Origin of the sequence: Spirillospora sp. NPDC047418 (assembly GCF_040643275.1) — a bacterium.
Lineage (GTDB): Bacteria > Actinomycetota > Actinomycetes > Streptosporangiales > Streptosporangiaceae > Spirillospora.
Genome location: NZ_JBEYTW010000001.1, coordinates 32,076 through 57,115, shown reverse-complemented (window position 1 = coordinate 57,115; position 25,040 = coordinate 32,076). Strand labels below are relative to the sequence as shown.

Below are 25,040 nucleotides of genomic sequence, written 5' to 3'. Positions count from 1 at the left end.
GGTCACCCGGACGGCCGGACGTCGTTGAGCACGCCGGCGACGCGCGCCGCGGACGCGCCGGTGAGCAGCGTGTGGTGGGTGCCGGGGAGCGCGGTGACGTCCACCGTCCCGGTGGTCAGCGACGACCACCCCCAGTCGGGGTCCTGCGCGTGCGGGTGCCCGGCGAACTCCCCGACCAGGCCGTCCCGCGCCCGCACGACGCTGACGCGGGCGCCGATGCCGGGGCACCGGTAGGCGTTGCAGCCGCCGACGACGCCGCGGAAGACCGCGAAGGTCGCGGCGAGGTCGGCCGCGTCCAGCCGGGTTCCGGGCGCGCCGAGGTCCGCCAGCCAGCCGAGGGCGAGGTCGAGCCGCTCGTCCTCGGGACGGGCGGTGAGCTCCCGCAGCCGGTCGTCGGTGGCGTTGAGGCCGACGTCCAGGTCCTCCAGGAACCACAGCAGCAGCCGGGCGTCGTCGACCGGCCGCGCGGTCACGGGCGCGGGGGCGTCGACCACCACGAGCCGGTCGACGGGCGCGCCGCTCCGCTCCAGCACGCGGGCCATCTCCGCCGCGATGACCGCGCCGGAGGACCAGCCGCCGAGCAGGTACGGGCCGTCCGGCCGCGCCTCCGCCAGTGCCCGCACGTACAGCCCGGCCAGGTCCGCGACGCCGGTGAGCGGCTCCTGGCCGGTGGCCGGGCCGGGCGCCTGGAAGGCGTGGAAGGGCCGGTCCGAGGCCGCGGCGAGCGACTCGTAGCACAGCACGTTCCCGCCGGCCGGGTGGACGAAGAACCACGGGGCCTCGTGCTCGGGGTCCCGCCGCAGCCGGACGAGCGGCGACCAGGAGCCGCCCCCGCCGTCGATGTACCGGGCCAGCGCGGCGATCGTGCGGCGTTCCATCAGCACGCCGAGCGGCACCCGGCGGCCCGTCCGGCGGGTGATCTGCCCGATCACCCGCAGCGCCGTGTACGACTGCCCGCCGAGGTCGAAGAAGTCGTCCTCGACGCCGATCGGCGCGGTGTCCAGGACCGATTCCCAGACCTCCACCAGGCGCCGCTCCGTCGCCGTGCGGGCGGCCGTGTACGCGCGCTCCGCGGGCTCGGCGGCGGACCCGGCCGCCTCCAGCGCGCTCCGGTCGAGCTTGCCGTTGCCGGTCAGCGGCAGCCGGTCCAGCACGGTGATGCGGCCGGGCACCATGTAGGCGGGCAGGCGTCCGGCGAGCGCGTCGCGCAGGACCCCGGCGTCCGGGGCGGCACTGCCGTCCGCGCCCGTCACGAACGCCGCGAGCCGGCTGCCGGAGCCGGACCGGTGCGCCACCACCACGGCGCGCCCGACCGAGGGATGCTCGGCCAGCGCGTGCTCGATCTCGCCGGGTTCGACGCGGAAGCCCTGGACCTTCACCTGGAAGTCGGACCGGCCGAGGAACTCGATGTCCCCGCCGGGCAGGTACCGGCCGAGGTCGCCCGTCCGGTAGAGCCGTTCGCCGGTGCGCGGATGGATGACGAACGCCGCGTTCGTCCTGGCGGGGTCGTTGAGGTAGCCGCGGGCGACGCCGAGGCCGCCGATGTAGAGGTCCCCGGCGGTCCAGATGGGGGCGTCCCGGCCGCAGGCGTCCAGCACGTACCAGGTCTGGCGGGACAGCGGCCTGCCGTAGGGGATGCTGACCCAGTCGGGCGCGACCTCGCCGACCGGGAAGAAGATCGACCAGATGGCGGCCTCCGTCGCGCCGCCCAGGCCGACCACCTGGGCGCCGGGGGCGATCCGCCGGATCCGGTCCGGCAGGTCGAGCGGGATCCAGTCCCCGCTGAGCAGCACCGTGCGGAGCGCCGGGAGCGTCGCTCCGGCCGCTTCGGCCTCCTCGACGAGCAACTGCATGAGCGCCGGGACGGAGTTCCACACGGTGACGCCCTGCGCGCGGACGAGGTCGAGCCAGGACGCGGGGTCGGGAGGTCCGGGCGGCGGCAGCACCAGCCGGGCGCCCGCCTCGACGGCCCCGAACACGTCGTAGACCGACAGGTCGAAGCAGAGGGACGACACCCCGAACAGGACGTCGCCGGCGCCGATGCCGAACCGCCCGTTGACGTCCCGGATCGTGTTCAGCGGCCCGCAGTGGTCGAGCATCGCGCCCTTGGGGCGGCCGGTGGAGCCGGAGGTGTAGATGACGTAGGCGAGGTCCGTGGGGTCCCGGGTCGTCAGCACCGGGTCGGCGGGGGCGGCGTCCGCGATGTCCGCGCCGATCGGCAGGACGGGGGCGCCGGTCAGGCCGCCGATCCGCCCGCGCAGCTCCTCGGTGGTGAGCACGGCGCGCGCGCCGGTGTCGGCCAGGACGTACCGGATGCGGTCCTCCGGCCAGGACGGGTCCACCGGCACGTACGCCGCGCCCGCCGTCAGGACGCCGAACACCGCGGCGACCTGCTCCCAGCCCTTCGGCAGCGCGACGGCCACCAGGCCGCCGCGCCGCACCCCGGCGCCGAGCAGTGCCCCGGCGACGCCCGCGGCCCGGCGGTGCAGCTCCCCGTAGCCGAGGGTGGTGCCGGCCGCGACCACCGCCGTGGCGTCCGGACGGTCGGCCGCGACCCGGGCGAGGTTCTCGTGCAGGAGGTCGACCGGGATGCCGCCGCGGAAGCGGTTCAGCTCCATCCGGCGCTCGCGCTGCCCGGCGGGCAGCAGCGGGAACGCCCTGGTCTCCCACGCCGCGGGGTCGTGCGCTAGCGCCGTCACGATGGAGCGGTAGCCCTCCTGCATCGCGTCGATGAGCCCGTCGGGGAACATCTCCTCGATGACGTCCCACACCACCCACAGCCGGCCGTCGGGCAGCTCCCAGAACTCGCAGTCCAGCGTCGTCTGGGGCGTCTCCAGCGTGCTGTGGGCCGGCCGGTCGCTGCGCCCGACGAACAGCGCGCTGCCCACCGCGAACGGGCAGACGGCCCGTCCGGGCGTCCCGTGCTCGCGGTTCAGCGCCTGCAGGACCTTCACGCCGCTCCAGTGGACGTGCTCGACGTCCCGCAGGACCTGCGCCTGGAGCCGCCGCACCCGCGCGTGGAAGGGCTCGTCGGGGCGCCAGTCGACCTCCAGCGGATAGAGCGAGGCGAAGTTGCCGATCAGCTCCTTCAGCTGCGGGTGCAGCGGCAGCCGATGGGTGATCATGTTGTTCAGCAGGAAATGCCGGGACCCGCTCCAGTACGCGAGCACCTCCGCGTGGACGGCGGTGAGCGCGGTCGTGGCTGTCAGCCCCCGCGCGCCGAGCCGCGCCTTGAGCTCCCCCCACACCGCCGCGGGGAACAGCAGCTCCCGGCGGTGCAGCCGGGACCGCCGGCGCGGGTCGGCGCCCGCCGCCTGCGGGATCGCGGGCGCGCCCGGCAGCCCGGGGACGCGGTCCAGCCAGTACTTCCTGGACCGCTGGCCGGACGGCGACTCCTCAAGGTCGGCCAGCGCCAGCACGCAGTCCCGGTAGGCGATCTCCAGCGGGGGGCGCGGCTCGTCCGGGCGGTCGTAGCGCCGCAGGACCGTCTGGATGAACCGCAGCGTCCCCGGCGCGTCGTTGAACAGGTTGTTGTTGTTGTAGTGCAGCAGGCCGCGGCCCTCGCCGAGCAGGGTGAGCCGCATCTCCAGCCAGGGCCAGCGGTCGGCCGGCGGCTCCTTGCGCTCCAGCTCCGCGCGGACGCGGTCCACGTGCGCGCGCTGCTCGGGCTCCGGACGGCCGCGCAGGTCGTACACCTGGATCCGCGCCTGCCCCGGGTCGCGCACCGTCTGCAGCCGCATGTCGTCCCGGACGACGACGATGTTGTCGCGCTGGTACTCCAGTTCGGCGTCCAGCGCGGCCTGCAGGCGCCCGGGGTCGAGCTCGCCGACCTCGAACTCCAGGTAGGAGTGGGGGCGCACGTGGTGCTCCACCCCTTCGCGGCTGCCGATGAGGAACGACATCTGCAGGTCCGAGGGCGCGAACGGCTCGTACAGGTTCGCCGCGTCGTGGACGACCGCGGGCGGCTCGTCCTCCGGGGGGCGCGCCGCGTCCAGGCCGGACAGCCACCGGATCAGCTCCGGCTTGTCCCGCTCGATCCGGCCGCGCAGCTCGCCGGACAGCCGGCCGCGCGGCGCGGAGACCTCCAGCCGGTCCGCGCCGGCGAGCTTCAGCTTGATCCCGGCCCGCGCCAGCTCGGCCAGCAGGGGCGGGGTGGTCGTGGTGCCGCGTTCGCTCACGGGGGTGTCTCCTTGTGCGTCGGGCGCCGGCGGTGGGACGGGGGAGCGGAGGCTCACAGCGTGAGGACCTCCGTCTCGCCGTCGCCGTCCGGAAGGTCGTCGGCCGTCGCGAGCACCGACATCGCGGTGAGGTGCCGGGAGATCAGCTCCACGACCTCCAGCGCCGTGCCGCCGCCGAACAGGAAGTCGGGGGACGCGTCGGCGGAGAAGTCGGCGAGCAGCCGGTTGCGGAGCTGGACGGTGGTGAGCGAGTCGAAGCCGAGCTCGTTCAGCCGGCGGTGCCGGAAGCCCGGACGCAGCTCCGCCCGTTCGTCCGCGCTCAGGCCGAGCAGCGCCGCGACGCGGTCCAGCAGCTCGTCCAGCAGGACCTCGCGCGCCTCCTCGGGGTCGGTGACGGCGAGTTCGGCCAGGTCGTGGACGTGCCCCGGGTCCGCGGCCGGGGACGCGGGCGCCGGGACCTGCGCCGGTGCCACGTCCGCCAGCAGCGTGTACGGGAGGCGGCGGGGGACCGCGGTCAGGTGGCGGTGCCAGTCCATGGCGGCCAGGCCCACCTGGGGCGGCGCCGCGGCGGGCAGCGCGCCGAGCGCGGCGAGCGCCCGGCCGGGCGTGACCGCGCCGATCCCGAGCGCGTGGGCCCTGCCGAGCGCACCGGCGCGCGCCGCCATGCCGACTCCGGCCCAAGCGCCCCAGTTGACGCCCAGGGCGGGGCGGCCGTGCCGGCGGCGGAACACCGCGAAGCCGTCCAGGAACGCGTTGGCGGCCAGGTACCCCGCCTCGCCCGGAAGCCCGATGAGCGACGCGAACGCCGAGTACAGCACGAAGAAGTCCAGGTCGAGGCCGGCGGTGCGCCGGTGCAGTTCCCAGGCGCCGCGCACCTTCGGGCCGAGGGCGCCGGCGACGGCGTCCCAGCCGGTGTCCTGCAGGATCGCGTCGGCCGTCACACCGGCGGCGTGCACGATCCCGCGCAGCGGCGGCAGCTCCCGCCGCGCGTGGTCGAGCAGTGCCGCGACGTCGGCGGCGTCGGCCATGTCGGCGCGGCGCATCTCGACCCGCACGCCGCGGGCGCGCAGCGCCGCGACGGCCGGCGGCTCGTCCTCGGGGACGGTCCGGCCGGCGAGCAGCAGAGTGCGGGCGCCCCGGTCGGCGAGCCATCCGGCGGTCGCCAGGCCGAGGCCGCCGAGGCCGCCGGTGATCAGGTAGGCGGCGTCCGGCCGCACCGGCACCGGGCCGGCCGGGGAGCCGGCCGCCTCCGCCTCCGCCGCCGGCTCGTGCTCGCGCAGCCGCGCCTCGTACCAGCGGCCGTCGCGCAGCGCCAGGTGCCCGGAGCCGGCCAGTCCGGCGGACTGGCCGAGCACGGACCGCAGCGGCGGCGGCTCCGCCGCCGGGTCCAGGTCGGCCTGCACGCACGCGAGGTCGGGGTACTCGCAGACGACGGCCTTGACCAGGCCGGTCAGCACGGTGTGGCCCAGGTCGGGGACGTCCTGCCCCAGCCGGGGTGCGGCGGCGCCGGTCGAGCAGACGATGACCTCGGGCCGCCCGGCGGCATGCACGGCGAGGAAGTGCTTGAGCAGTGCGAGCCCGTGGCGGGAGAGCCGGTAGGCGGTGTCGACGGCGGCGTCGTCGTCCGGGCCGGTCGGTGCCCCCGGGCCCATGTGCAGGATCAGGCCCACGACGCGGGCGCCCTCCTCGCGCAGCTCCTCCATCACCCGCCGGACGTCGTCCTCCGCATCCGGGTCGACGGGCCGGGTCTCGCCGGTCGCGTCGCCACCGGGGCTCAGCGCGATCGCGGTCGCGCCCGACCGGGCCAGTTGCGTCCGCCAGTCGGCGGCGAGCGCCGGGTCGGCGCCGTACACGAGCCACGTCCCGGACCTTTCCGGGTCGCCGGACGGGTCGGCCGGCCGCCAGGCCAGCTCGTACCGCTGCGGCGGCGCCCCGACCAGTTCCGGCAGCGCGCCGCGCTCGACCGCGCGGTACCGCATCCCCTCGACGACGGCGAGCGTCTCCCCCGACTCCGACAGCACCCGGGCGTCGAGCACCGCTTCGGTGGCGGTCACCTCCCGGCGACGCGCATGGCACCACACGCGGCCCGGCAGCCGGTCGTGGACGCTGATCCGGTCGAGCGCGGACGGCACCCACAGCACCTCGCCGTAGGGAGCGAAGGCGACGAGGATCTGCAGGCAGGCGTCCAGGACGACCGGATGCAGCGTGTACCTTCCCTCGTCCTGCGCGGCGTCCGCGACCTCGACGAGGCCGAGCGCCTCGGCGCCGTCGGACCACAGCCGCCGGACGCCCCGGAACTCCGGCCCGCAGTCGAGCCCCGCCCGCCCGAACTGCTCGTACATCGGCCGGGTGTCCTGCTCGGGCAGCCGGTGCCGCAGGGCCTCCAGATCCGTGCGCGCCGGGCGCGGGGCGACCGCGGGCCCTGCGGCCTCGACGGTCGCGTGCTCGGCCCAGTCCGCGGAGCCGCCGGCGGGCCGGCCGAAACACCGCACCCGGCGCGTCTGCCCGCCGGGCTCGGCGTGGGCCTGCACGTCCACGCGGCGGCCTTCGGGAAGCGCCAGGAAGCGGCGGAACGCGACGCCGGCCAGCGTCCACTCCCGTGCGGCGGTACCGGCCGCGGACCGCGCCGCCGCCAGCGCCCACTCGACCATCGCGCAGGCGGGCAGGACGGGGGTTCCGAGGATCCGGTGCCCGGAGGCGAACCAGGGGTCGTCCCCGGTGAGCGTGCCGGCGGACCAGTGGCCGGCCTCCCCGGCGAGGTCCAGCGGCGCGCCCGCGAGCGGGTGGCCTCCCGCGGCGCCGCCGGGCCGGGTGGACGAGCCGGTGTCGAGCCAGTGCCGCCGGTGCCGGAACGGATAGGTCGGCAGGGCCACCCGCCGCGCCCCCTCGCCGAACGCGGACTCCGGCCACCGGACGGTCGCGCCGCGCACATGGATCCCGGCGAGCGCGCCGAGCAGCGAGCGCCGCTCCGGCCGCTTCGCCCGAAGCACAGCCACGACGCCGCCCGCCTCGGTGGTGTCGGGCTCGGCGGTGTCGGCCTTGGCGGTGTCGCGCTCGGCCAGGCATGCGTGTGCGAGGGGGGTGAGGGTGGAGTCGGGGCCGAGTTCGAGGTAGGTCGTGACGCCGGCGTCCGCCAGGTGCCGGACGCCGTCCATGAACCGGACGGGGCCGCGCAGGTGATCGGCCCAGTAGCCGGGCGAGCACAGCTGCTCGGCGGTGGCCGGCCGGCCGGTGACGTTGGAGACGACGGGGATCCGCGGCGGCGCGAACGCCACCGTGCGGGCGACCCGCCGGAAGTCGTCGAGGGCGCCGTCCATGTCGCGGGAGTGGAAGGCGTGGCTCACCCGCAGGCGGGTGGTCCGGCGGCCCTCGGCCCGCCAGAAGGTGGCGATCTTGGACACGACGTCGTCGGCCCCGGAGATCACCGTGGCGGCGGGCGCGTTGACCGCGGCGATGTCGGCCTGGCCGTCGTCGCCGATGCACTCGCGCAGCTCCGCCTCGCCGGCCTCGATCGCGATCATCGCGCCGGTCGCCGGGGCGGCCTGCATGAGCCGGGCCCGCGCGGCCACGAGCGTGCACGCGTCCGGCAGGGACAGCACCCCGGCGGCGTGCGCCGCGGTCAGCTCGCCGATCGAGTGGCCGATCAGCTGGTCCGGGACCACCCCGAAGGAGCGCACCAGCCGGTAGATGGCGGTTTCGAGGGCGAACAGCGCGGGCTGGGCGTACTCGGTCCGGTCGAGCGCCGCCGCTTCGGGCGAGCCGGGCTCGGCGAACATCAGGTCGCGCAGCGGCCGGTCCAGGTACCGGTCCAGTTCCGCGCACGCCGCGTCGAGGGCCTCGGCGAACACCGGGTACCCGGCGTACAGTTCCCGGCCCGCGCCGGGGCGCTGGGCGCCCTGGCCGCTGAACATGAACGCGACCTTCGCGGGCGGCCCCGGAGTGCCCCGGACGAGGCCCGGCGCGTCCGCACCGGTGGCCAGCGCGCGCAGACCGGCGGTGAGTTCCGTGCGGCTCCCGGCGAGGATCACCGCGCGGTGCTCCAGGGCCGCCCGGGTCGTGGCGAGGGACAGGCCGAGGTCGGCGAGCGGCTGGTCCGGCCGGTCCTCCATGTGCGCGTGCATCCGCTCCGCGACCGCGCCCAGGGCGGCGGGACTCCTGGCCGAGAGCGGCAGGGGCACGAGGTCGGGGGCGTCGGTGCGCGGCTCGTCCCGGGGCTGGGCGGGTGGAGCTTCCTGGACGATGAGGTGGGCGTTGGTGCCGCTGATGCCGAACGAGGAGATGGCGGCGCGCCGGGGCTGGTCGGTGGTGGGCCAGGGGGTGGGTTCGGTGGTGGGGGTGAGGGGTGTGGTGGCCCAGTCGATGTGGGGTGTCGGGTCGGTGATGTGGAGGGTGGGGGGCAGGTGCCGGTGGCGCAGGGCCATGATCATTTTGATGAGGCCGGCGATGCCCGCGGCGGCTTGCGGGTGGCCGATGTTGGATTTGATGGAGCCGAGGTGAAGTGGGCGAGTGCGGTTGGGGGCGTAGGTGTTGTGGAGGGCTTGGGCCTCGATGGGGTCGCCGAGGGTGGTGCCGGTGCCGTGGGCTTCGATGGCGTCGATCTCATCGGGAGTGAGTCCGGCGTTGGCCAAAGCGGCCTGGATGACGCTTTCCTGGGCGGGGCCGTTGGGTGCGGTGAGGCCGTTGCTGGCGCCGTCCTGGTTGATGGCGGAGCCGGGGATGACGGCCCAGACGGGGTGGCCGTTGGCTTGGGCGTCGCTGAGGCGTTCGACGAGGACGATCCCGGCGCCTTCGGCCCAGCTCGTCCCGTCCGCGTCAGCCGAGAACGACTTGCTGCGGCCGTCGGAGGCCAGCCCGCCCTGCCGGCTGAACTCCACGAACAGGGCGGGCGTCGGCATGACCGTCGCGCCTCCCGCGAGTGCCATGTCGCATTCACCGTTGCGGAGGGCTCGGCAGGCCAGGTGGAGGGCGACGAGCGAGGAGGAGCACGCGGTGTCGATCGTGATGGCGGGGCCGCGCAGTCCGAGGGTGTAGGCGATCCGCCCGGACGCGACGCTCGTGGAATTGCCGGTCAGCAGGTGGCCCTGCGCCGATTCCGGTCCCTCGTGGAACGCCGGGCCGTAGTAGTCGTGCGTCAGGCCCGTGTAGACACCGGTGGTGGTGTCGCGGAGGGTGGCGGGGTCGATGCCCGCGCGTTCGATGGCCTCCCAGGTCGTTTCGAGGAGGAGGCGCTGCTGGGGGTCCATGGCGGTGGCTTCGCGGGGGGAGATGCCGAAGAAGGCGGCGTCGAAGCCGGCGGCGTCGTGGAGGAAGCCGCCTTGGCGGGTGTAGCTGGTGCCGGGGTGATCGGGGTCGGGGTGGTAGAGGGCGTTGAGGTCCCAGCCCCGGTCGGTGGGGAAGTCGCCGATGGCGTCGACGCCCTCGGCGACCAGCCGCCACAGGGTTTCGGGGGAGTCGATCCCGCCGGGATAGCGGCATCCGATCCCGACCACCGCGATCGGCTCGCGGGCCCGCTCCTCGACCTCGTGCAGACGCTTCTCGGCCTGGTACAGATCGACCGTCACCTGCTTGAGGTACTGGGCAAGTCTCTCTTCGTTCGTCATTTCCTGACCGCCTGATCGGCCGAGCCGTCCATGAGGCTCTCAACGGGTTCGGGTGTCGAGAAGGGCGAAGATCTCCTCGGTGGAGGCCGCCATGATCGTGTCGGTGAGATCGTCCTTCGGCGCCGCTGGCAGGTCGTCGCCGTCCAGCCGCCGCAGCAGGCCGCGCAGCCGTGCGGACAGCTCCGCCCGGAGGTCCGCGCCGTCCGGGCCGTCCGGGCGCGCCGCGGACAGCGCCGTGGACAGTGCCGCCTCCAGCCGGTCGAGTTCGGTGAGGGCCGTCCGGTCCCCGGGCCCTGTCCCGGGCGCGATCCGCCGGTGCAGGAACGCCGCGATCGCGTCCGGCGTGGGGTGGTCGAACACGAGCGTCGCGGGAAGGCGCAGCCCGGCCGCCGCGCTCAGCCGGTTGCGCAGCTCCACCGAGGTGAGGGAGTCGAAGCCGACCTCCTTGAACGGGCGCTCCGGCCGGACCGCGTCCGCCCCGGCGCGGCCGAGGACGGCGGCGGCGTGGCCGCGGACGAGATCGAGCAGCAGGCTGCGCTGCTCCGGCGGGGGCAGCGCCGCCAGCCGCCGCTGCAGCGATCCGCCGTCCGCCGTGCCCGCCGCCGCGCGGCGCATCGGGGCGCGCACCAGCCCGCGCAGGAGGGACGGCACCGGACCGTCGCCGAGGGACCCGCCGAACGCGCCCGCGTCCAGCGGCACGGGGACGAGCAGGGAGTCGGTGCGGGCCAGGGACGCGTCGAGCAGTTCCAGCGCCCGGTCGGTGGGCAGCGGCGGGATGCCCGCGCCGGCGAGCCGCGCGACGTCGTGCTCGCTCAGGTGGCGCGACATCGCGCTCCGCTGCGCCCAGTACCCCCAGGCGAGGCTGGTGGCGGACAGCCCGGCGGCGCGCCGGTGGGCGGCCAGGCCGTCCAGGAAGGCGTTCGCGGCGGCGTAGTTCGCCTGCCCGGGCAGGCCGGCCACCCCGGCGACCGAGGAGAACAGGACGAACACCGGCAGGTCGCGGTCCGCGGTGAGCCGGTGCAGGTGCCACGCGGCGTCGGCCTTCGGCCTCAGCACGCGGTGCGCCTGCTCGTCCGTCAGGCTCTCGACGGTGCCGTCGTCCAGCACCCCGGCGGCGTGCACGACCCCGGTCAGCGGATGCTCCGCCGGCACGGCCGCCAGCACGGCCGCGAGGGCGGCGGGGTCGGCGGCGTCGCAGGCGTGGACGCGCACGTCCGCGCCGAGTGCGGCCAGCTCCGCGCGGAGCGCGTCGGCCCCCTCGGCGGCCGGGCCGCGCCGGCTCGCCAGCAGCAGGTGGCGGACGCCGTGCCGGGTGACGAGGTGCCGGGCGACCAGGCCGCCGAGCGTTCCGGTACCGCCGGTGATCAGCACCGTGCCGTCCGGGTCGAGGGGGCGGCCCGGCCGGGCGCTCTCCGCCGCGGTCACCCGCGCGAGGCGCGGCGCGAGGATCCGGTCGCCGCGGACGGCGAGTTCGGTCTCGTCGCCGGAGAGGGCGCGGGGGATCGCCGCGTACCCGGCGGCGCCGCCGGTGACGTCGAGCAGGGTGATCCGCCCGGGGTTCTCGCTCTGGGCGGCGCGGACCAGGCCCCGCGCGGCGGCCCCGGCGAGGTCGGGGACGTCTTCGAGTGGATGCACGGAGACCGCGCCCCGGGTGAGCACCACCAGCCGTGCCGAGCCGGCCCGGTCGCCGGCCAGCCAGGTCCGGACGAGCCGGAGTGCGGCGACGGCCGCGTCGTGCGTCGCCGCGGCGGGGTCGGCGGAGCCGCCGGAGACGGGGGCGATGACGATGTCCGGCGGTTCGGCCGCCGAGTCGGCGGCCAGCGCGCCGAGGTCCTGGTGGTGCCGGACGCCCGCTCCCGCGGCGGCCAGCGCGCCCGCGAGCGCGGCATCGCCGATGACGGCCCATCGGCGGCCGTGCGGGGCGCGGGCCGGGACGGCCGGGGGGACCCATTCCACCCGGTACAGATCCCGCTCGGGACGGCCCGGCGCGGGCGCGGCGCCCTCGGCCGGAACGGGCTGGAGCCGCACGGACCGGGCGGTCGCCACGATGCCGCCGGCGGGGTCGGCCAGGGTCAGTTCGGCCTCGTCCGGTGCGCGGGGGCGGAGCCTGGCGCGCACCGCCGTGGCGCCCGACGCGTACAGCCGCAGATCGCTCCAGCCCGCCGGGCGCCGGGCCTCGCCGCCGGGGGCGGCGGCCGCGAAGGCCCGCAGCGCCGTCTCGGGCAGCGCCGGGTGGACGCCCCAGCCCGCGGCGTCCCGCTCGCTGTCGTCCGGTAGTGCCACGTCGGCGTAGAGGTCGTCGCCGAGCCGCCAGAGACCGCGCAGCCCCTGCAGCGCCGGCCCCTCGTCGTGATCGGGCAGGGCGACCGGTGTCCCGCCGGGCGGCGGCCAGGCGCCGTCCAGCCCGGAGGACGGCGGTTCGGCGGCGGAGTCCGCGATGAGAGTGCCGGCGGCGTGCCGCGTCCAGCCCGCTCCGGCTGCGTCGCCGGAGTCGGCGGCGGGACGGGCGCGGACGGTGACCGGGCGGCGGCCGGAACCGTCGCCGTCCCGCACCATCACCTGCACGTCCAGGTCATGGCCGGGGTGCAGGACCAGCGGCGTGTCGAGGACGAGTTCGCCGACACACGACGCGCCGGCCCGCTCCCCGGCGTGCAGGACCATGTCGGCGATCGCGCTCGGCGGCAGCACCGTGGCGCCGTGCGGGGTGCGGTCGGCGGAGAGGGGGGCGGTCCGCGCGGACAGCCGTCCGGTGAGGACGAGGCCGCCGCACTCCGGCGCCACCTCCGCGCCGAGCAGCGGATGGCCGGCGGCCCGCAGGCCCGCACCGGCGACGTCGCCCGACCGCTGCCCCGCCTCCATCCAGTACCGCTCGTGCTGGAACGGGTAGGTCGGCAGTGGCGCCGGGGCCGCGCCCCCGCCGGGGAACACGGTGGCCCAGTCGACCGGTGCGCCGTGCACGTGCGCGGCGGCGAGCGAGAACAGGATCCGGGCCGCGCCGCCCTCGTCCCGGCGCAGCGTGCCGATCACGGCGGCGTCCGTCCCGCCGTCCGCGACGGTCTCCTCCAGCGACGCCGCCAGCATCGGATGCGGGCCCACCTCGACGAACAGGTCGTGCCCGGCGTCGAGCATCGCCCGGGTGGCGCGCTCCAGCTCCACCGGTTCGCGCATGTTGCGGTACCAGTACGCGGCGTCGAGCGCGGCGGTGTCGAGGAGGCCCCCGGTGACGGTCGAGTAGAACGGCACGTCGCAGGACCGGGGGGCCACCGGGCCGAGGACGTCCAGCAGGTGGTCGTGGAAGACGTCCACCTGGGCGGTGTGCCCGGCCGTGTCGATGCCGGGGATGACGCGGGCGCGGGCACCCTCCGCCTTGAGCTCCGCGACGAGTTCGGCGAGCGCGGCGGGGTCGCCCGCGACGGTGGTCGTGGCCGGGCCGTTGACCGCCGCGACCGACAGCGCGTCGCCCCACCGCTCCAGGCGGTCGCGCAGCGCGCCGGCGCCCAGCGCGACGGCCGCCATGCCGCCGCGGCCCGCGAGCCGCAGCCACGCCCGGCTGCGCAGCGCCACGACCCGCGCCGCGTCGCCGAGGTCCAGCCCGCCCGCCACGCACGCCGCGGCGATCTCGCCCTGCGAGTGGCCCACCACGGCCGCCGGCCGGACGCCGTGCGCGCGCCACATCGCGGCGAGCGACACCATCATCGTGAACAGCACCGGCTGCACGACGTCGACCCGGTCGAGCGGCGGCGCCCCGGGTTCGCGGTGCAGCACGTCAAGGACCGACCAGTCCAGATGGTCCCGCAGCGCCTCGTCGCAGGCCCGCGCGCTCTCCCGGAACGCCGCCGAATGCGCCATCGGCCCGTCGGCCATCCCGGGCCACTGGGAGCCCTGTCCGGGGAAGACGAACACGGTGCCGCCGTCGCCCGCCCTGCCGGTGACGGCGCCGGCCGCCGCGGTCCCGTCCGCGATCGAGGTGAGGCCCGCGACGAGCTCGTCCCGGTTCTCCGCGACGACCGCCGCGCGGTACTCGTGCTGCGCCCGTCCCAGCGCCAGGGTGCGGCCCGCTGCGGCGATGTCCGGCCCGGCCGCCGCGAACCCGGCGATCCGCCGAGCGTGGGCGCGCATGGCGTCAGGTGTCGCGCCGGACACGAGCCAGGGCCCCGTGTTCGCGGGAACCTCGACGCGGGTCTGGGTTGGCGGCGGTTCCTGGACGATGAGGTGGGCGTTGGTGCCGCTGATGCCGAAGGAGGAGATGGCGGCGCGCCGGGGTCGTTCGGTGGTGGGCCAAGGGGTGGATTCGGTGGTGGGGACGAGGGGTGTGGTGGCCCAGTCGATGTGGGGTGTGGGCTCGGTGATGTGGAGAGTGGGGGGCAGCCGGCGGTGCCGCAGGGCCATGATCATTTTGATCAGGCCGGCGATGCCCGCGGCGGACTGGGTGTGGCCGATGTTGGATTTGAGCGAGCCGAGGTGAAGGGGATGCCCGGCGGCGCGGTCGCGACCGTAGGCGTTGTGGAGGGCTTGGGCCTCGATGGGGTCGCCGAGGGTGGTGCCGGTGCCGTGGGCTTCGATGGCGTCGATCTCGTCCGGGGTGAGTCCGGCGTTGGCCAGGGCGGCTTGGATGACGCTTTCCTGGGCGGGGCCGTTGGGTGCGGTGAGGCCGTTGCTGGCGCCGTCCTGGTTGATGGCCGAGCCTGGAACGACGGCCAGGACGGGATGGCCGTTGGCCTGGGCGTCGCTGAGGCGCTCGATGAGCACGATCCCGGCGCCCTCGCCCCAGCTCGTGCCGTCCGCGTCCGCCGAGAACGGCTTGGCGCGGCCGTCCGCGGCGAGGCCCCGCTGCCGGCTCAGCTCGACGAACAGCCCAGGCGTGGCCGTCACCGTCGCGCCCCCCGCGAGTGCCATGTCGCATTCACCGTTGCGGAGGGCTTGACAGGCCAGGTGGAGGGCGACGAGGGATGAGGAGCACGCGGTATCGATGGTGATGGCGGGACCGCGCAGTCCCAGGGAGTAGGCGATCCGACCGGACGCGACGCTGGGGGTGCCTCCCGTGAGGAGGTACCCCTCGGCCTCCGGCGGCCCCTCGTGCAGATTCGTGCCGTAGTACCCGTACGTGACACCCGTGTAGACGCCGGTGGTGGTGTCGCGCAGGACGGTGGGGTCGATGCCGGCGCGTTCGATGGCCTCCCAGGCGGTTTCCAGGAGGAGACGTTGCTGGGGATCCATGGCGGTGGCCTCGCGGGGGGAGATGCCGAAGAAGGCGGCGTCGAAGCCCGCGGCGTCGTCGAGGAAGCCGCCTTGGCGGGTGTAGCTGGTGCCGGGATGGTCGGGGTCGGGGTGGTAGAGGGCGTCCAAATCCCAGCCCCGGTCGGTGGGGAAGTCACCGATGGCATCGACGCCGTCGGCGACCAGCCGCCACAGGGACTCGGGGGAGTCGATCCCGCCGGGGAAACGGCACCCGATCCCGACCACCGCGACCGGCTCGTCCGAGGCGGTCCGCCGCGCGGTCTGCCCGCTGCCCTCGCCGGAGCGGGTGACGACGGCGTGCAGATGGTCGCCGACGGCCGCCGGCGTCGGATGGTCGAAGACCAGCCCCGGAGGCAGTGGCAGGCCGGTCGCCTCGCGGAGCCGTTCGCGGAACTCCACCGCGGTCAGCGAGTCGAAGCCCAGCTGCTTGAACGTCCGGGCCGGCTTGACCGCGTCCGGCGCCGTGTGGCCCAGGACGGCCGCCGCCGCGGTCCGCACGACGTCCAGCAACTCCCTCCGGCGCGCCGCGTCACCGAGCCCGGCGAGCCGCCGCTCCAGCCGGGAGCCCCCCGCACCGTCCTCCGCCGGATCGTCCATGTCCGGTGCGGGCGGAGGGTCGGCCTCGCGGGTCTCCGGCACGGCGAGCCAGTGGCGGCGCCGCTGGAAGGCGTAGGTCGGCAGCGCGATGCCGCGCGGTTCGCGTCCGGCGAGCAGGTCGCCCCACGGGACGTCGACGCCGTGCACGTACAGGGCGGCCAGCGACAGGAGCAGCGATGACCAGGCGCCGCCGTCCTTGCGCAGGGAACCGACGGCGAGCGGCCGCCGCGCGCCCGCGTCCCCGGCCACCTGCCGGACACCGGCCGTCAGCTGCGGCCGCGGGCTCATCTCGACGAAGGTCTCATGCCCGGACGCCGCGAGCGCGGCGACCGCCGCCGCGAACCGCACCGGCCGCCGCAGGTTGCGGTACCAGTAGCCGGCGTCCAGCTCGGTGTCCAGGGGCCCGCCGACGACCGCCGAGCACAGCGGGATCTCCGGCGGGCGCGGGGCGATGCCGGCGAGCGCGCCGAGCAGTTCCGCGCGCACCGCCTCGACGGCGGGGGAGTGCGAGGCGTAGTCGACCGGGATCCGGCGGGCCTGGACGTCCTCGGCCGCGCAGGCGGCGAGCAGCTCCTCGACCGCCGCGGCCTCCCCCGACAGGAGCGTCGTCTCCGCGTCGTTGACCGCCGCGAGCACCAGGGCCCCGTCCCAGCGGGACGCCAGCGCCTCCGCCCGGTCCCGGGGCAGCCGCACCGACACCATGCCGCCGCTGCCCGCGAGCCCCGCGAGCGCCCTGCCGCGGACGGCGACCACGCGGACCGCGTCCGGCAGGGACAGCGCCCCCGCGATGTGGGCGGCGGCGATCTCGCCCTGCGAGTGCCCGACGACGGCGTCGGGCCGGACGCCGAGCGACTCCCAGACCCGGGCCAGCCCCGTCATCATGGTGAACAGGGCGGGCTGCACCATGTCGTCGCGGTCCAGCAGCGGCGCCGCCTCCGGGTCGCGGAGGACGTCCTCCAGCGGGTGGTCGAGATAGGGCGCGAACGCGGCGGCGCAGGCTTCGACGTGGGCGCGGAAGACGGGGGAGGAGTCCATGAGCTCGCGTCCCATGCCGGCCCACTGGGAGCCCTGACCGGGGAAGACGAACACGGTCCCGCCCACTTCGCCCGCTACGCCCCGCACCACCCCCGCCGCGTCCCGCCCCCCGGCAAGGGCATCGAGCCCGCGCACGCCGCCCCCGAGGTCCTCCGCAAGCACAACGGCCCGATGCTCGAACGACGTCCGCGTAGTGGCGAGCGACCAACCAACGTCCTCCAACCGCGCCCCGCCACCCTCCACAACACGCGCCCGCAACCGCGCGCCCTGCCCCCGCAACGCCTCCTCAGACCGCCCCGAAACAACCCACGGAACCCCCACCCCCAACCCACCCCAACCCCCGCCCGCCGCCCCGCCCGCCGCCGCGCCGTCACCCACCACGCCGCTTGCCGTAACGTCGCCGACCGTCACCTCGCCTGCCGCCGCGACCGTCACGTCGTCGGCCGCCGTGCCGCCCGCCGCCGGCCCGCCTGCCGTCACGTCGTCGGCCGCCGTGCCGCTGGGCACTACGTCGCTGGTTGTTGTGGTGGGGGGTGGGGTGAGGATCAGGTGGCAGTTTGTGCCGCCTAGGCCGAAGGAGCTGATGCCGGCGAGGCGGGGGGTGTTGCCGGGCCATGAGCCGGGGCGGTCTTGGACGCGTAGGCGCAGGGCGGCGAAGTCGATTCGGGGGTTGGGGGTGGCGAAGTTGAGGCTGGCCGGGATCCGGTTGTGCCGGATGCTCAGTGCCAGCTTGAGCAGGCCGGCTATGCCGGCGGCGCCTTCCAGGTGGCCGATGTTCGTCTTCACCGAGCCGACCCGCAGCGGGGCGTCCGGGGCGCGTCCCGTGCCCAGGGCGGCGCCCAGGGCGGCGGCCTCCACCGGGTCGCCGACCTTCGTGCCGGTGCCGTGCAGCTCCACGTACTGGACGTCGGCCGGGTCGACGCCCGCCCGCGCGCACGCGCGCCGCACGACCTCCTCCTGCGCGCGGGCGCTGGGAACCGTGAGCGCCTCCGTCGCGCCGTCGTTGTTGAACGCGCCGCCGCGAATGACGCAGTAGACGGAATCACCGTCGTCGAGGGCCTGCGCGAGGGGTTTGAGCAGCACCGCGCCGCCGCCCTCGCCGCGGACGTAGCCGTTCGCGCGCGCGTCGAAGGTGTGGCAGCGTCCGTCCGGGGACAGCCCGCCGAACTCGGCGACGGTGACGGTGCTCTCCGGGGTGATGGTGAGGTTGACCCCGGCCGCCAGGGCCAGCTCGGACTCGCCCGAGCGCAGGCTCTCGCAGGCCATGTGCACCGCGAGCAGCGAGGACGACTGGCCGGTGTCGACGACCAGGCTGGGGCCGCGCAGCCCCAGCGCGTACGACACCCGGTTCGCGATGATGCCGCGGTGCGTGCCGGTCAGCGTGTGGCGGCCGATCGCGTACCGCGCCGCCAGCTTGGCGTAGTCGTCGGCCATCGCCCCGACGAACACGCCCGTGCGGCTGCCGGACAGGGACGCCGGGACGATGCGCGCGTCCTCCAGGGCCTCCCAGCCCAGCTCCAGCATGAGCCGCTGCTGCGGGTCGGCCGCCGCCGCCTCGCGGGGCGACATCTCGAAGAACTCCGCGTCGAACCGGTCGATCCCGTCGATGAACCCGCCGACCGTCCGGGCGGGGACCGGACGGTCCGCGGGGGCCTCGCCGATCGCGCTCTCCCCGCGGTCCAGGAGCCGCCAGAACGACTCCGGATCCGGGGCGTGGGGGAGCCGGCAGGCGATCCCGACGACCGCGACGGGCTCGTCCGGGCCGGGGACCTGCGCCGCCCCCGCGTCTCCCGCGAATCGGTACATCCTCCATACCTCCGAACCGAGGCCGGCCGGCCGCTCCCGCCCAATGGCGAGTGGCACGCGTCAGTTCCCCTGACCGGCAATTCTGCCCATCGCGCAGTGCGCCGACATCTCCGATATTGCGCTCCCCGAACACTTGACAGCGGGTCGTTTCTCGTCAACATTGGGCCCCATGTGCCGGACCGCCGACACGCGATTGGAGCTGCCGTGAAAGATTCCCCGTACTTCCATATCGGCGTTCTCGTGCCCGATCTGGAGCGCGCAATGGCTGAATTCACCCGGCAGCACGGATTGGCTTTTCCGAAACCGGCGGCCATAACATTCGCCAAGGCGGACGGGTCCGGCGAGGAGTCCATTCGCGTCGTTTACACCAAGAACGGGCCGCCGTACTACGAGTTCATCGAGGCGCTACCGGGCAGTGTCTTCGGCGACGCGTCCGGCGGCCCCGTCCACCACGTCGGGGTGTGGGAGGACGACATGGCGGGCCGGGTCAAGCTGCTGCGTGAGAACGATGTCGCGGTCATGGCCAGCGGTCTCGGGCTGAGCGGCCGGCCCGGACTGATGGAGGACGCGGTCCCGCACTGGGTCATCACCGAGCCGAACGCGTTCGGCGTCCGCTACGAGTACTTCGACGCGGCGCTGCGCCCGGGCATCGAGATGTGGATCGAGACGGGCGAGTTCCCCGGCGCCGGGTGACGTTCGGGCTTTCAGGGGGTGAAGATGGTGGGGAGGGCGAAGGCGAGGGGGCGGCGGTTGTTGTCGGCCAGCCGCGCCCGCCGCGCGGTGATCAGATCGAGTTCGACGTGGAGCTCGGTGCCCGCGCCGATCCAGAGCGGCCCCACGCTTCCCATCACGACGGAGTCCTCGCCCTTGCCGGCGCTGCGCGAGGCCCCCTCGATGAACCACTTTCCGATCGGCACATTGCCGATGCACCAGAGGTCGGTGGACTTCTCCACCCGGCAGCAGCGGACGGGGCGGTCGTTGTTCAGCGACCCGGAGAAGGCGCCGATGAACACCTCCTCGTCCGGCATCCCGTCGCACCGGCGGATCTTCCCGAAGATCGAGCCGTAGGCGTAGGCGGCGTCGTCGGCGGCGGGCACGAACCCGTGGATGGTGTTGAGCAGGCCGAGCCGGCGGTACCGGCCGGGGGACACGCCCACGGACCGGGTGAACCGGGTGGTGAAGGTCCCGAGGCTCGCGTACCCGACGTCGGAGGAGATGTCGGCGACGCTCTCCCGGGTCGACAGCAGGAGCTTCTTCGCCTGCTCGAGCCGGACGGTCGCGAGGAAGCGCACCGGCGGCAGCCCCGTCTCCTGCCGGAACAGCCGGGCCATGTGGAACGGGCTCAGCCGCGCCATCTCGGCCAGGTCGTCGAGGGACAGTTCTTCGTTGTAACGTTCCCTGATTCCCTCGACCACGCGTTCTATTTCAGAACGCATCGTTTTCTCCGTCTGCTTGGCGACACGTGCTCGCTGGGGCCGTTCCCCCGGGTGGCCAACGCGGGCCCACTGGCGCAGGATCTACATCGAGACGATCAACTCAGCCACATTGAAACAGAGCCCCGACGGCCCGTCAAGCGCGGTGTTCAGGTAATTGAGGCGTCAAGTAATCGGGTTTTCCCCGGTGAATGCGGCCGCCGGCGCATCGAGCAACACGGGAGAAGACGATCGGCGCCGGCCACCGCAGACTCGACCTGGGTGCGCCCCATACGGGGGCATCGGGAATCCGAGGAGAAGCCGTGGGAAACATCGGTGGGCACGCCGTCGTCATCGGCGCCTCCATGGGCGGACTCGCGGCCGCCCAGGTGCTCGCCCGCAGATATAAGCGCGTGACGGTCGTCGACCGCGACGGGCTGCCCACCGGCGCGCAGGACCGGCGCGGCGTACCGCAGAGCCCGCACGCGCACGCTCTCCTCATCCGCGGGCGAATGGCGCTGGAAGAGCTTTTCCCCGGCCTGTTCGACGAACTGGTCCGGGCCGGGGCCGTTCCTTTCGACCCCGGTGACGACCTGCTGTTCCATCAGATGGGAGGGCTGCGCGTCCGCTTTCCGAGCGGAATGCTCGGCACCAGCCTCACCCGCGCGTTCCTGGAGGCGGCCGTCCGGCGGCGGGTGGCCGCGCTGCCCAACGTGGAGATCCGCGACCGGACCTCCGCGTCCGGGCTGACCGGCCGGCCCGGACACGTGACCGGCGTCGGACTCCACGGCGGCGAGACCGTCCCCGCCGATCTCGTCGTCGACGCGACCGGGCGCAGCGGCACTCGGAGCGACCCGTGGCTGGCGGAGTTCGGCTGCCCCGCCCCGGACGCCGTCACCGTCAAGATCGACGTCGGGTACACGACCCGGCTGTACCACCGCGAACCCGGCGACCTTCCCGGTGACGCGCTGCTCTACCTGTGCTCCGCGACGCCGCCGCACGACAAGCGGGCCGCCGCGGCGTTCGCGGTGGAGGGGGACCGCTGGGTGGTCACGCTCGGCGGCTGGCACCGCCGCCACGCGCCGGTCGACCCGGCCGGCTTCGCCGAGTTCGCCGACGCGCTGCCCTTCCCGTACCTGGCGGAGCTGGTCGGCACGGCGAAGCCGGTGGACGACGCCGACGCCCGCAAGTTCCACTACCCGATGGCGCGCCGCCGGTACTTCGAGCGGCTGCGCACGCTGCCCGCCGGCTATGTCGCGCTCGGCGACGCCATCTGCAGCTTCAACCCGCTCTACGGGCAGGGCATGACGGTCGCCGCGCTGGAGGCGATCGAACTCGGCGGGGCCCTCGACCGGCACCGCGGCGCACCGGCGGGGATGGCCCGCGACTACTACCGGGCCGCCGGCAAGATCATCGACGTGCCGTGGCAGATGTCCACCGGCAGCGACTTCATGTACCCCGAGACCGCCGGGCCGCGCCCGGTGAGCACCGGCCTGGTCAACCGCTACGTCCGGCAGATCATGCTGGCCAGCCACGTCTCGCCGGACGTGCACCGGGTGATCCTCGACGTCCAGCACCTGATGGCGCCGCCCACGGCGCTGTTCCGGCCGCTGACCGTGGCCCGCGCGCTGCGGGCCGCGCGCAGGTCCCCGGCCCGCGCCGCCGCGGCGCCGTCCGAGCCGCCGCCCGAGCCGCCCGGTCCGCCGTCCGAGCACCGATGACCCGATGACCGCCTCCCGGAGGTAACCATGACGGATGTCCCCGAGTTCAAGGAACTCATCGCCCAGACCCGGTCCTCGGCCGTGCATCTGGAGATGCGCGACATGTACACGCCGAAGGGCCCGGTCTACGTCGACTGGCAGGCCGGCAAGCCGATCGAGTACGACCGGCACGGGGACTGGGTGAAGCTGGTCGGCGAGTCGGCCGGCCGGGGCCTGGAGTGGCGGCGCGCCCGCATCGTGTCCGAGCCGGTGACCGACTTCATCCAGTACGAGTACGAGACGACGACGATCGTCAACGAGCCGTGCGGGGAGAAGGTCCGCTGGCTGCCCCGCCGGCTGGCCTCCGACCTCCTGCTGCCGGGCAACGACTTCTGGGTGTTCGACGACCGCCTCGTCCGGTTCACGCACTTCGCCGGGGACGGCTCCTACGGCCCGCACGAACTGAGCGACGACCCGGCCCTGGTGAAGGCGTGCGCGGCGGCGTTCGAGGCGGTGTGGGAACGCGCGACCGACCACCGGGACTACCGGCCCGTCCGCTGACGGCGCGGGCGCACCGGGAAGCGGGTGGGGCACCGATGACCGACACCGAATCCTCCGCGCACGCCGCGCCGCCCGCGGGCGGCGGCTTCGCCGTGCGGGAGGGACTGCCGGACGACTGGGACGAGCAGGCCGGCGACGTCCTGGCGACGCTCAGCTCCCGGTGGATCAACCTGGCGGAGCAGCGGATCGCGGGCGGACTGCGCACCTTCGGGCTGTACGACGGCGCGGGCGCGCTGTCGGTGGGCCTGTGCGGGGGCGTCCTGCCCGAGCCCGGCGAGCACCCCCGGTTCGATCCGTACCTGGTGCTCAGCGGCGCGTCGGCGGACACCGACGTCCCGCTGGCACCGGACGGCCCGCACCCGTGGCGGGGCGCGGACCCGGCGGAGCTGTTCCCCTGCTGCCTGCTGATGTTCCCCAACTACGAGACGGCCCCCGCCGGCCGGGACGCCCGCGACCGCGCCGCGAACGACGCGTTCGTCGCCGAGCTGGACCGCTGGTCGCGGCGCGACGGCGTCCGCAGCACGGCCTGCCTGTACCTGCGCTCCGACCACGGGGAGTTCGTCGACGCGCTCGTCGCGCACGGGTTCACCCTCGTCCCGATGATCGAGCGGTGCGACCTGGACGTCCGCTGGAGCGACTTCGACGGGTACCTCGCCACGCTGCCGAGGAACCGGCGCACGTCCGTCCGGCGGGAGCGGCGCGAGATCGGGGAGCGCGGCATCACCGTCACCGAGCGGAAGATCGCCGCGGACGAGCCCGAGCTGCTGCGGCTGCGCTGCAACCTGATCGCCAAGTACGGCGGCTCCCCGGACCCCGAGCGCGAGGCGTTCTCGCTGCGCTACCTGCGCGACCACTTCGGCGCGGACGACCTGCTGGTCATCGAGGCGCGCAAGGCCGGCCGGCTGCTCGGGTTCAGCATGTTCATCGCCGACGCGGGCGCCTGGACGGTGCTGATGACCGGCACCGACTACGATCACCCGGACGCGTCGTTCACCTACTTCGAGACGATGTTCTACCGCCCGGCCGAACTGGCCCCCGCCGCCGGTGTCGCGACCATCGGCTACGGGATCGGCACGATCGATGCGAAGCGGTCCCGCGGCTGCGCGACGAGCATGCTCTACGCCGCCGTCCGGGCGACCGAGTGAGGACGAGTGAGGGATGGCCGACGACTACGCTCCGATGCCCGGCGACTGGCGGCGCGCGCTCGCCGTCGTGGCGCACCCGGACGATCTGGAGTACGGGCCCGCGTGCGCGGTCGCGGCGTGGACCGCGGCGGGCCGCGAGGTCGCCTACCTGCTCGCCACCCGGGGCCAGGCGGGGATCGACTCCGTGCCGCCCGAGGAGGCGGGACGGATCCGGGAGGCCGAGCAGATCAAGGCGGCCGAGATCGTCGGCGTGCACGACGTCGAGTTCCTGGACCACCGCGACGGCATGGTCGAGTACGGCCTGCCGCTGCGCCGCGACATCGCCGCGGCGATCCGCCGCCACCGCCCGGACGTCCTGGTCACGCTGAACTACCACGAGCGGTGGCGCGGCGGCGACTGGAACTCCCCGGACCACCGCAACGTCGGCATCGCCGCGCTGGACGCCGCCGGTGACGCCGGCAACCGGTGGATCTTCCCCGAACTCCTCGACCGGGGGCTGGAGCCGTGGCCGGGCGTGCGCTTCGTCGCGGTCGGCGGCTCGCCGTACTCCGGCCACGCCGTCGACGTCACCGGGACGATCGACGCGGGCGTCGCCGCGCTGGACGCGCACCGCGAGTACCTGGCGCACCTCGGCGCCGGGCATCCGATGGGCGACGCCCGCGAGTTCCTGGAGCGGAAGACCCGGCGCTTCGGCGAGCGGTTCGGGGGCGTGCCCGCGATCGCCTTCGAAGTGGTCCGGGTCTGACGGCGGCTCGGATGCGGGTCCTGGTCACCGGCGGCGCCGGCTTCATCGGGTCGCAGTACGTGCGGTCTCTGCTGGGCGGCCCCGGCGGGCTGGACGCCTCCGGGCCGCGCCCCGGCGTGACGGTGCTCGACAAGCTCACCTACGCGGGTGATCTGCGCAATCTCGATTCCGTCGCCGGGCGGTTCCGGTTCGTCCGGGGGGACATCTGCGACGCCGCGCTGCTGGCCGGCCTCGTCCCCGGCCACGACCTGGTGGTGAACTTCGCGGCCGAGTCGCATGTGGACCGCTCGATCCGGTCCGCCGGGGAGTTCGTCCGCACGAACGTCCTCGGCACGCAGACGCTGCTCCAGGCGTGCCTGGACGCCGGGGTCGGCAAGGTCGTGCACGTCTCCACCGACGAGGTCTACGGGAGCATCGCCTCCGGATCGTGGGACGAGCGCAGCCCGCTGGACCCGAACTCGCCGTACTCCGCCGCGAAGGCCGGCGGCGACCTGGTCGCGCTCGCCTTCCGCCGGACGCACGGGCTGCCGGTGTGCGTGACCCGGTGCGGCAACAACTACGGGCCGCACCAGCATCCGGAGAAGGTCGTCCCGCTGTTCGCGACCAACCTCCTCGACGGCCGCGACCTGCCGCTGTACGGCGACGGGCGCAACGTCCGCGACTGGATCCACGTGGACGACCACTGCCGCGCGATCCGGCTGGTCGCCGAGCGCGGCGTCCCGGGGGAGGTCTACAACGTCGCGGGCACCGCGGAGCTGACCAACCTGGAACTCGCCGACCGGATCCTCGGGGTGCTCGGCCACGGCCGGGACCGGGTCCGGCATGTGGCCGACCGCAAGGGGCACGACCGGCGCTACTCGCTGTCGGACGCGAAGCTGCGCGCGCTCGGCTACGCCCCGGCCGTCGACTTCGAGCACGGGCTGGCCGCGACCGTCCGGTGGTACGCCGGGAACCGCTGGTGGTGGGAGCCGCTGAAGCGCGCGGGCGCGTCCGGAGCGCCGCTGCCCCGGGTCGGCTGACCCG

The 25,040-nt window shown here is 75.0% G+C and carries 10 protein-coding genes; 6 read left to right on the top strand and 4 right to left on the bottom strand.

Annotation, left to right across the window (positions count from 1 at the left end; all coding sequences use genetic code 11):
- Positions 1-2: 2 nt before the first annotated feature.
- The 3 genes from ABZ806_RS00200 to ABZ806_RS00190 are packed head-to-tail and all read right to left on the bottom strand — an operon-like array spanning position 3 to position 18,454.
- The gene (locus ABZ806_RS00200) at positions 3-4,178 is read right to left on the bottom strand and encodes a non-ribosomal peptide synthetase (RefSeq protein ID WP_500214116.1); all 4,176 of its coding nucleotides are present in this window, start codon (positions 4,176-4,178) and stop codon (positions 3-5) included.
- A gap of 53 nt (positions 4,179-4,231) precedes the next feature.
- On the bottom strand, positions 4,232-9,778 hold the full coding sequence (locus ABZ806_RS00195) for a type I polyketide synthase (protein ID WP_500214114.1): 5,547 nt from the start codon (positions 9,776-9,778) through the stop codon (positions 4,232-4,234).
- 39 nt (positions 9,779-9,817) lie between these two features.
- Complete coding sequence (locus tag ABZ806_RS00190; RefSeq protein ID WP_500214112.1) at positions 9,818-18,454, bottom strand: type I polyketide synthase; 8,637 nt, start codon at positions 18,452-18,454, stop codon at positions 9,818-9,820.
- On the opposite strand from ABZ806_RS00190, the gene ABZ806_RS00185 reads away from it, so the two are divergent.
- Positions 18,362-19,147 carry a VOC family protein gene (locus ABZ806_RS00185; RefSeq protein WP_500214109.1) on the top strand — a complete coding sequence of 262 codons (786 nt, stop codon included), beginning with the start codon at positions 18,362-18,364 and terminating at the stop codon, positions 19,145-19,147. The genes ABZ806_RS00190 and ABZ806_RS00185 overlap by 93 nt on opposite strands.
- Positions 19,148-19,158: 11 nt before the next feature.
- Here the strand turns inward: ABZ806_RS00185 and ABZ806_RS00180 are convergent, their stop codons facing one another.
- On the bottom strand, positions 19,159-19,890 hold the full coding sequence (locus tag ABZ806_RS00180) for a helix-turn-helix domain-containing protein (RefSeq protein ID WP_500214108.1): 732 nt from the start codon (positions 19,888-19,890) through the stop codon (positions 19,159-19,161).
- A gap of 299 nt (positions 19,891-20,189) precedes the next feature.
- Here ABZ806_RS00180 and ABZ806_RS00175 point away from each other — a divergent pair, with 299 nt between their 5' ends.
- From ABZ806_RS00175 to rfbB, 5 genes are read left to right on the top strand one after another with little or no spacing between them, the layout of a single operon-like run.
- Positions 20,190-21,587 (top strand): FAD-dependent oxidoreductase, encoded by a 1,398-nt coding sequence (locus ABZ806_RS00175; protein WP_500214106.1) that lies wholly within the window; start codon positions 20,190-20,192, stop codon positions 21,585-21,587.
- A gap of 27 nt (positions 21,588-21,614) precedes the next feature.
- Positions 21,615-22,127 carry a DUF6879 family protein gene (locus ABZ806_RS00170; RefSeq protein ID WP_500214104.1) on the top strand — a complete coding sequence of 171 codons (513 nt, stop codon included), beginning with the start codon at positions 21,615-21,617 and terminating at the stop codon, positions 22,125-22,127.
- A gap of 35 nt (positions 22,128-22,162) precedes the next feature.
- Positions 22,163-23,272, top strand: coding sequence for a GNAT family N-acetyltransferase (locus tag ABZ806_RS00165; RefSeq protein WP_500214102.1), 1,110 nt, complete (start codon positions 22,163-22,165; stop codon positions 23,270-23,272).
- A gap of 13 nt (positions 23,273-23,285) precedes the next feature.
- Positions 23,286-24,017, top strand: coding sequence for a PIG-L deacetylase family protein (locus ABZ806_RS00160; RefSeq protein ID WP_500214100.1), 732 nt, complete (start codon positions 23,286-23,288; stop codon positions 24,015-24,017).
- 11 nt (positions 24,018-24,028) lie between these two features.
- Positions 24,029-25,036, top strand: a complete 1,008-nt coding sequence (rfbB, locus tag ABZ806_RS00155; RefSeq protein WP_500214098.1) for a dTDP-glucose 4,6-dehydratase — start codon at positions 24,029-24,031, stop codon at positions 25,034-25,036.
- Positions 25,037-25,040: the final 4 nt, after the last annotated feature.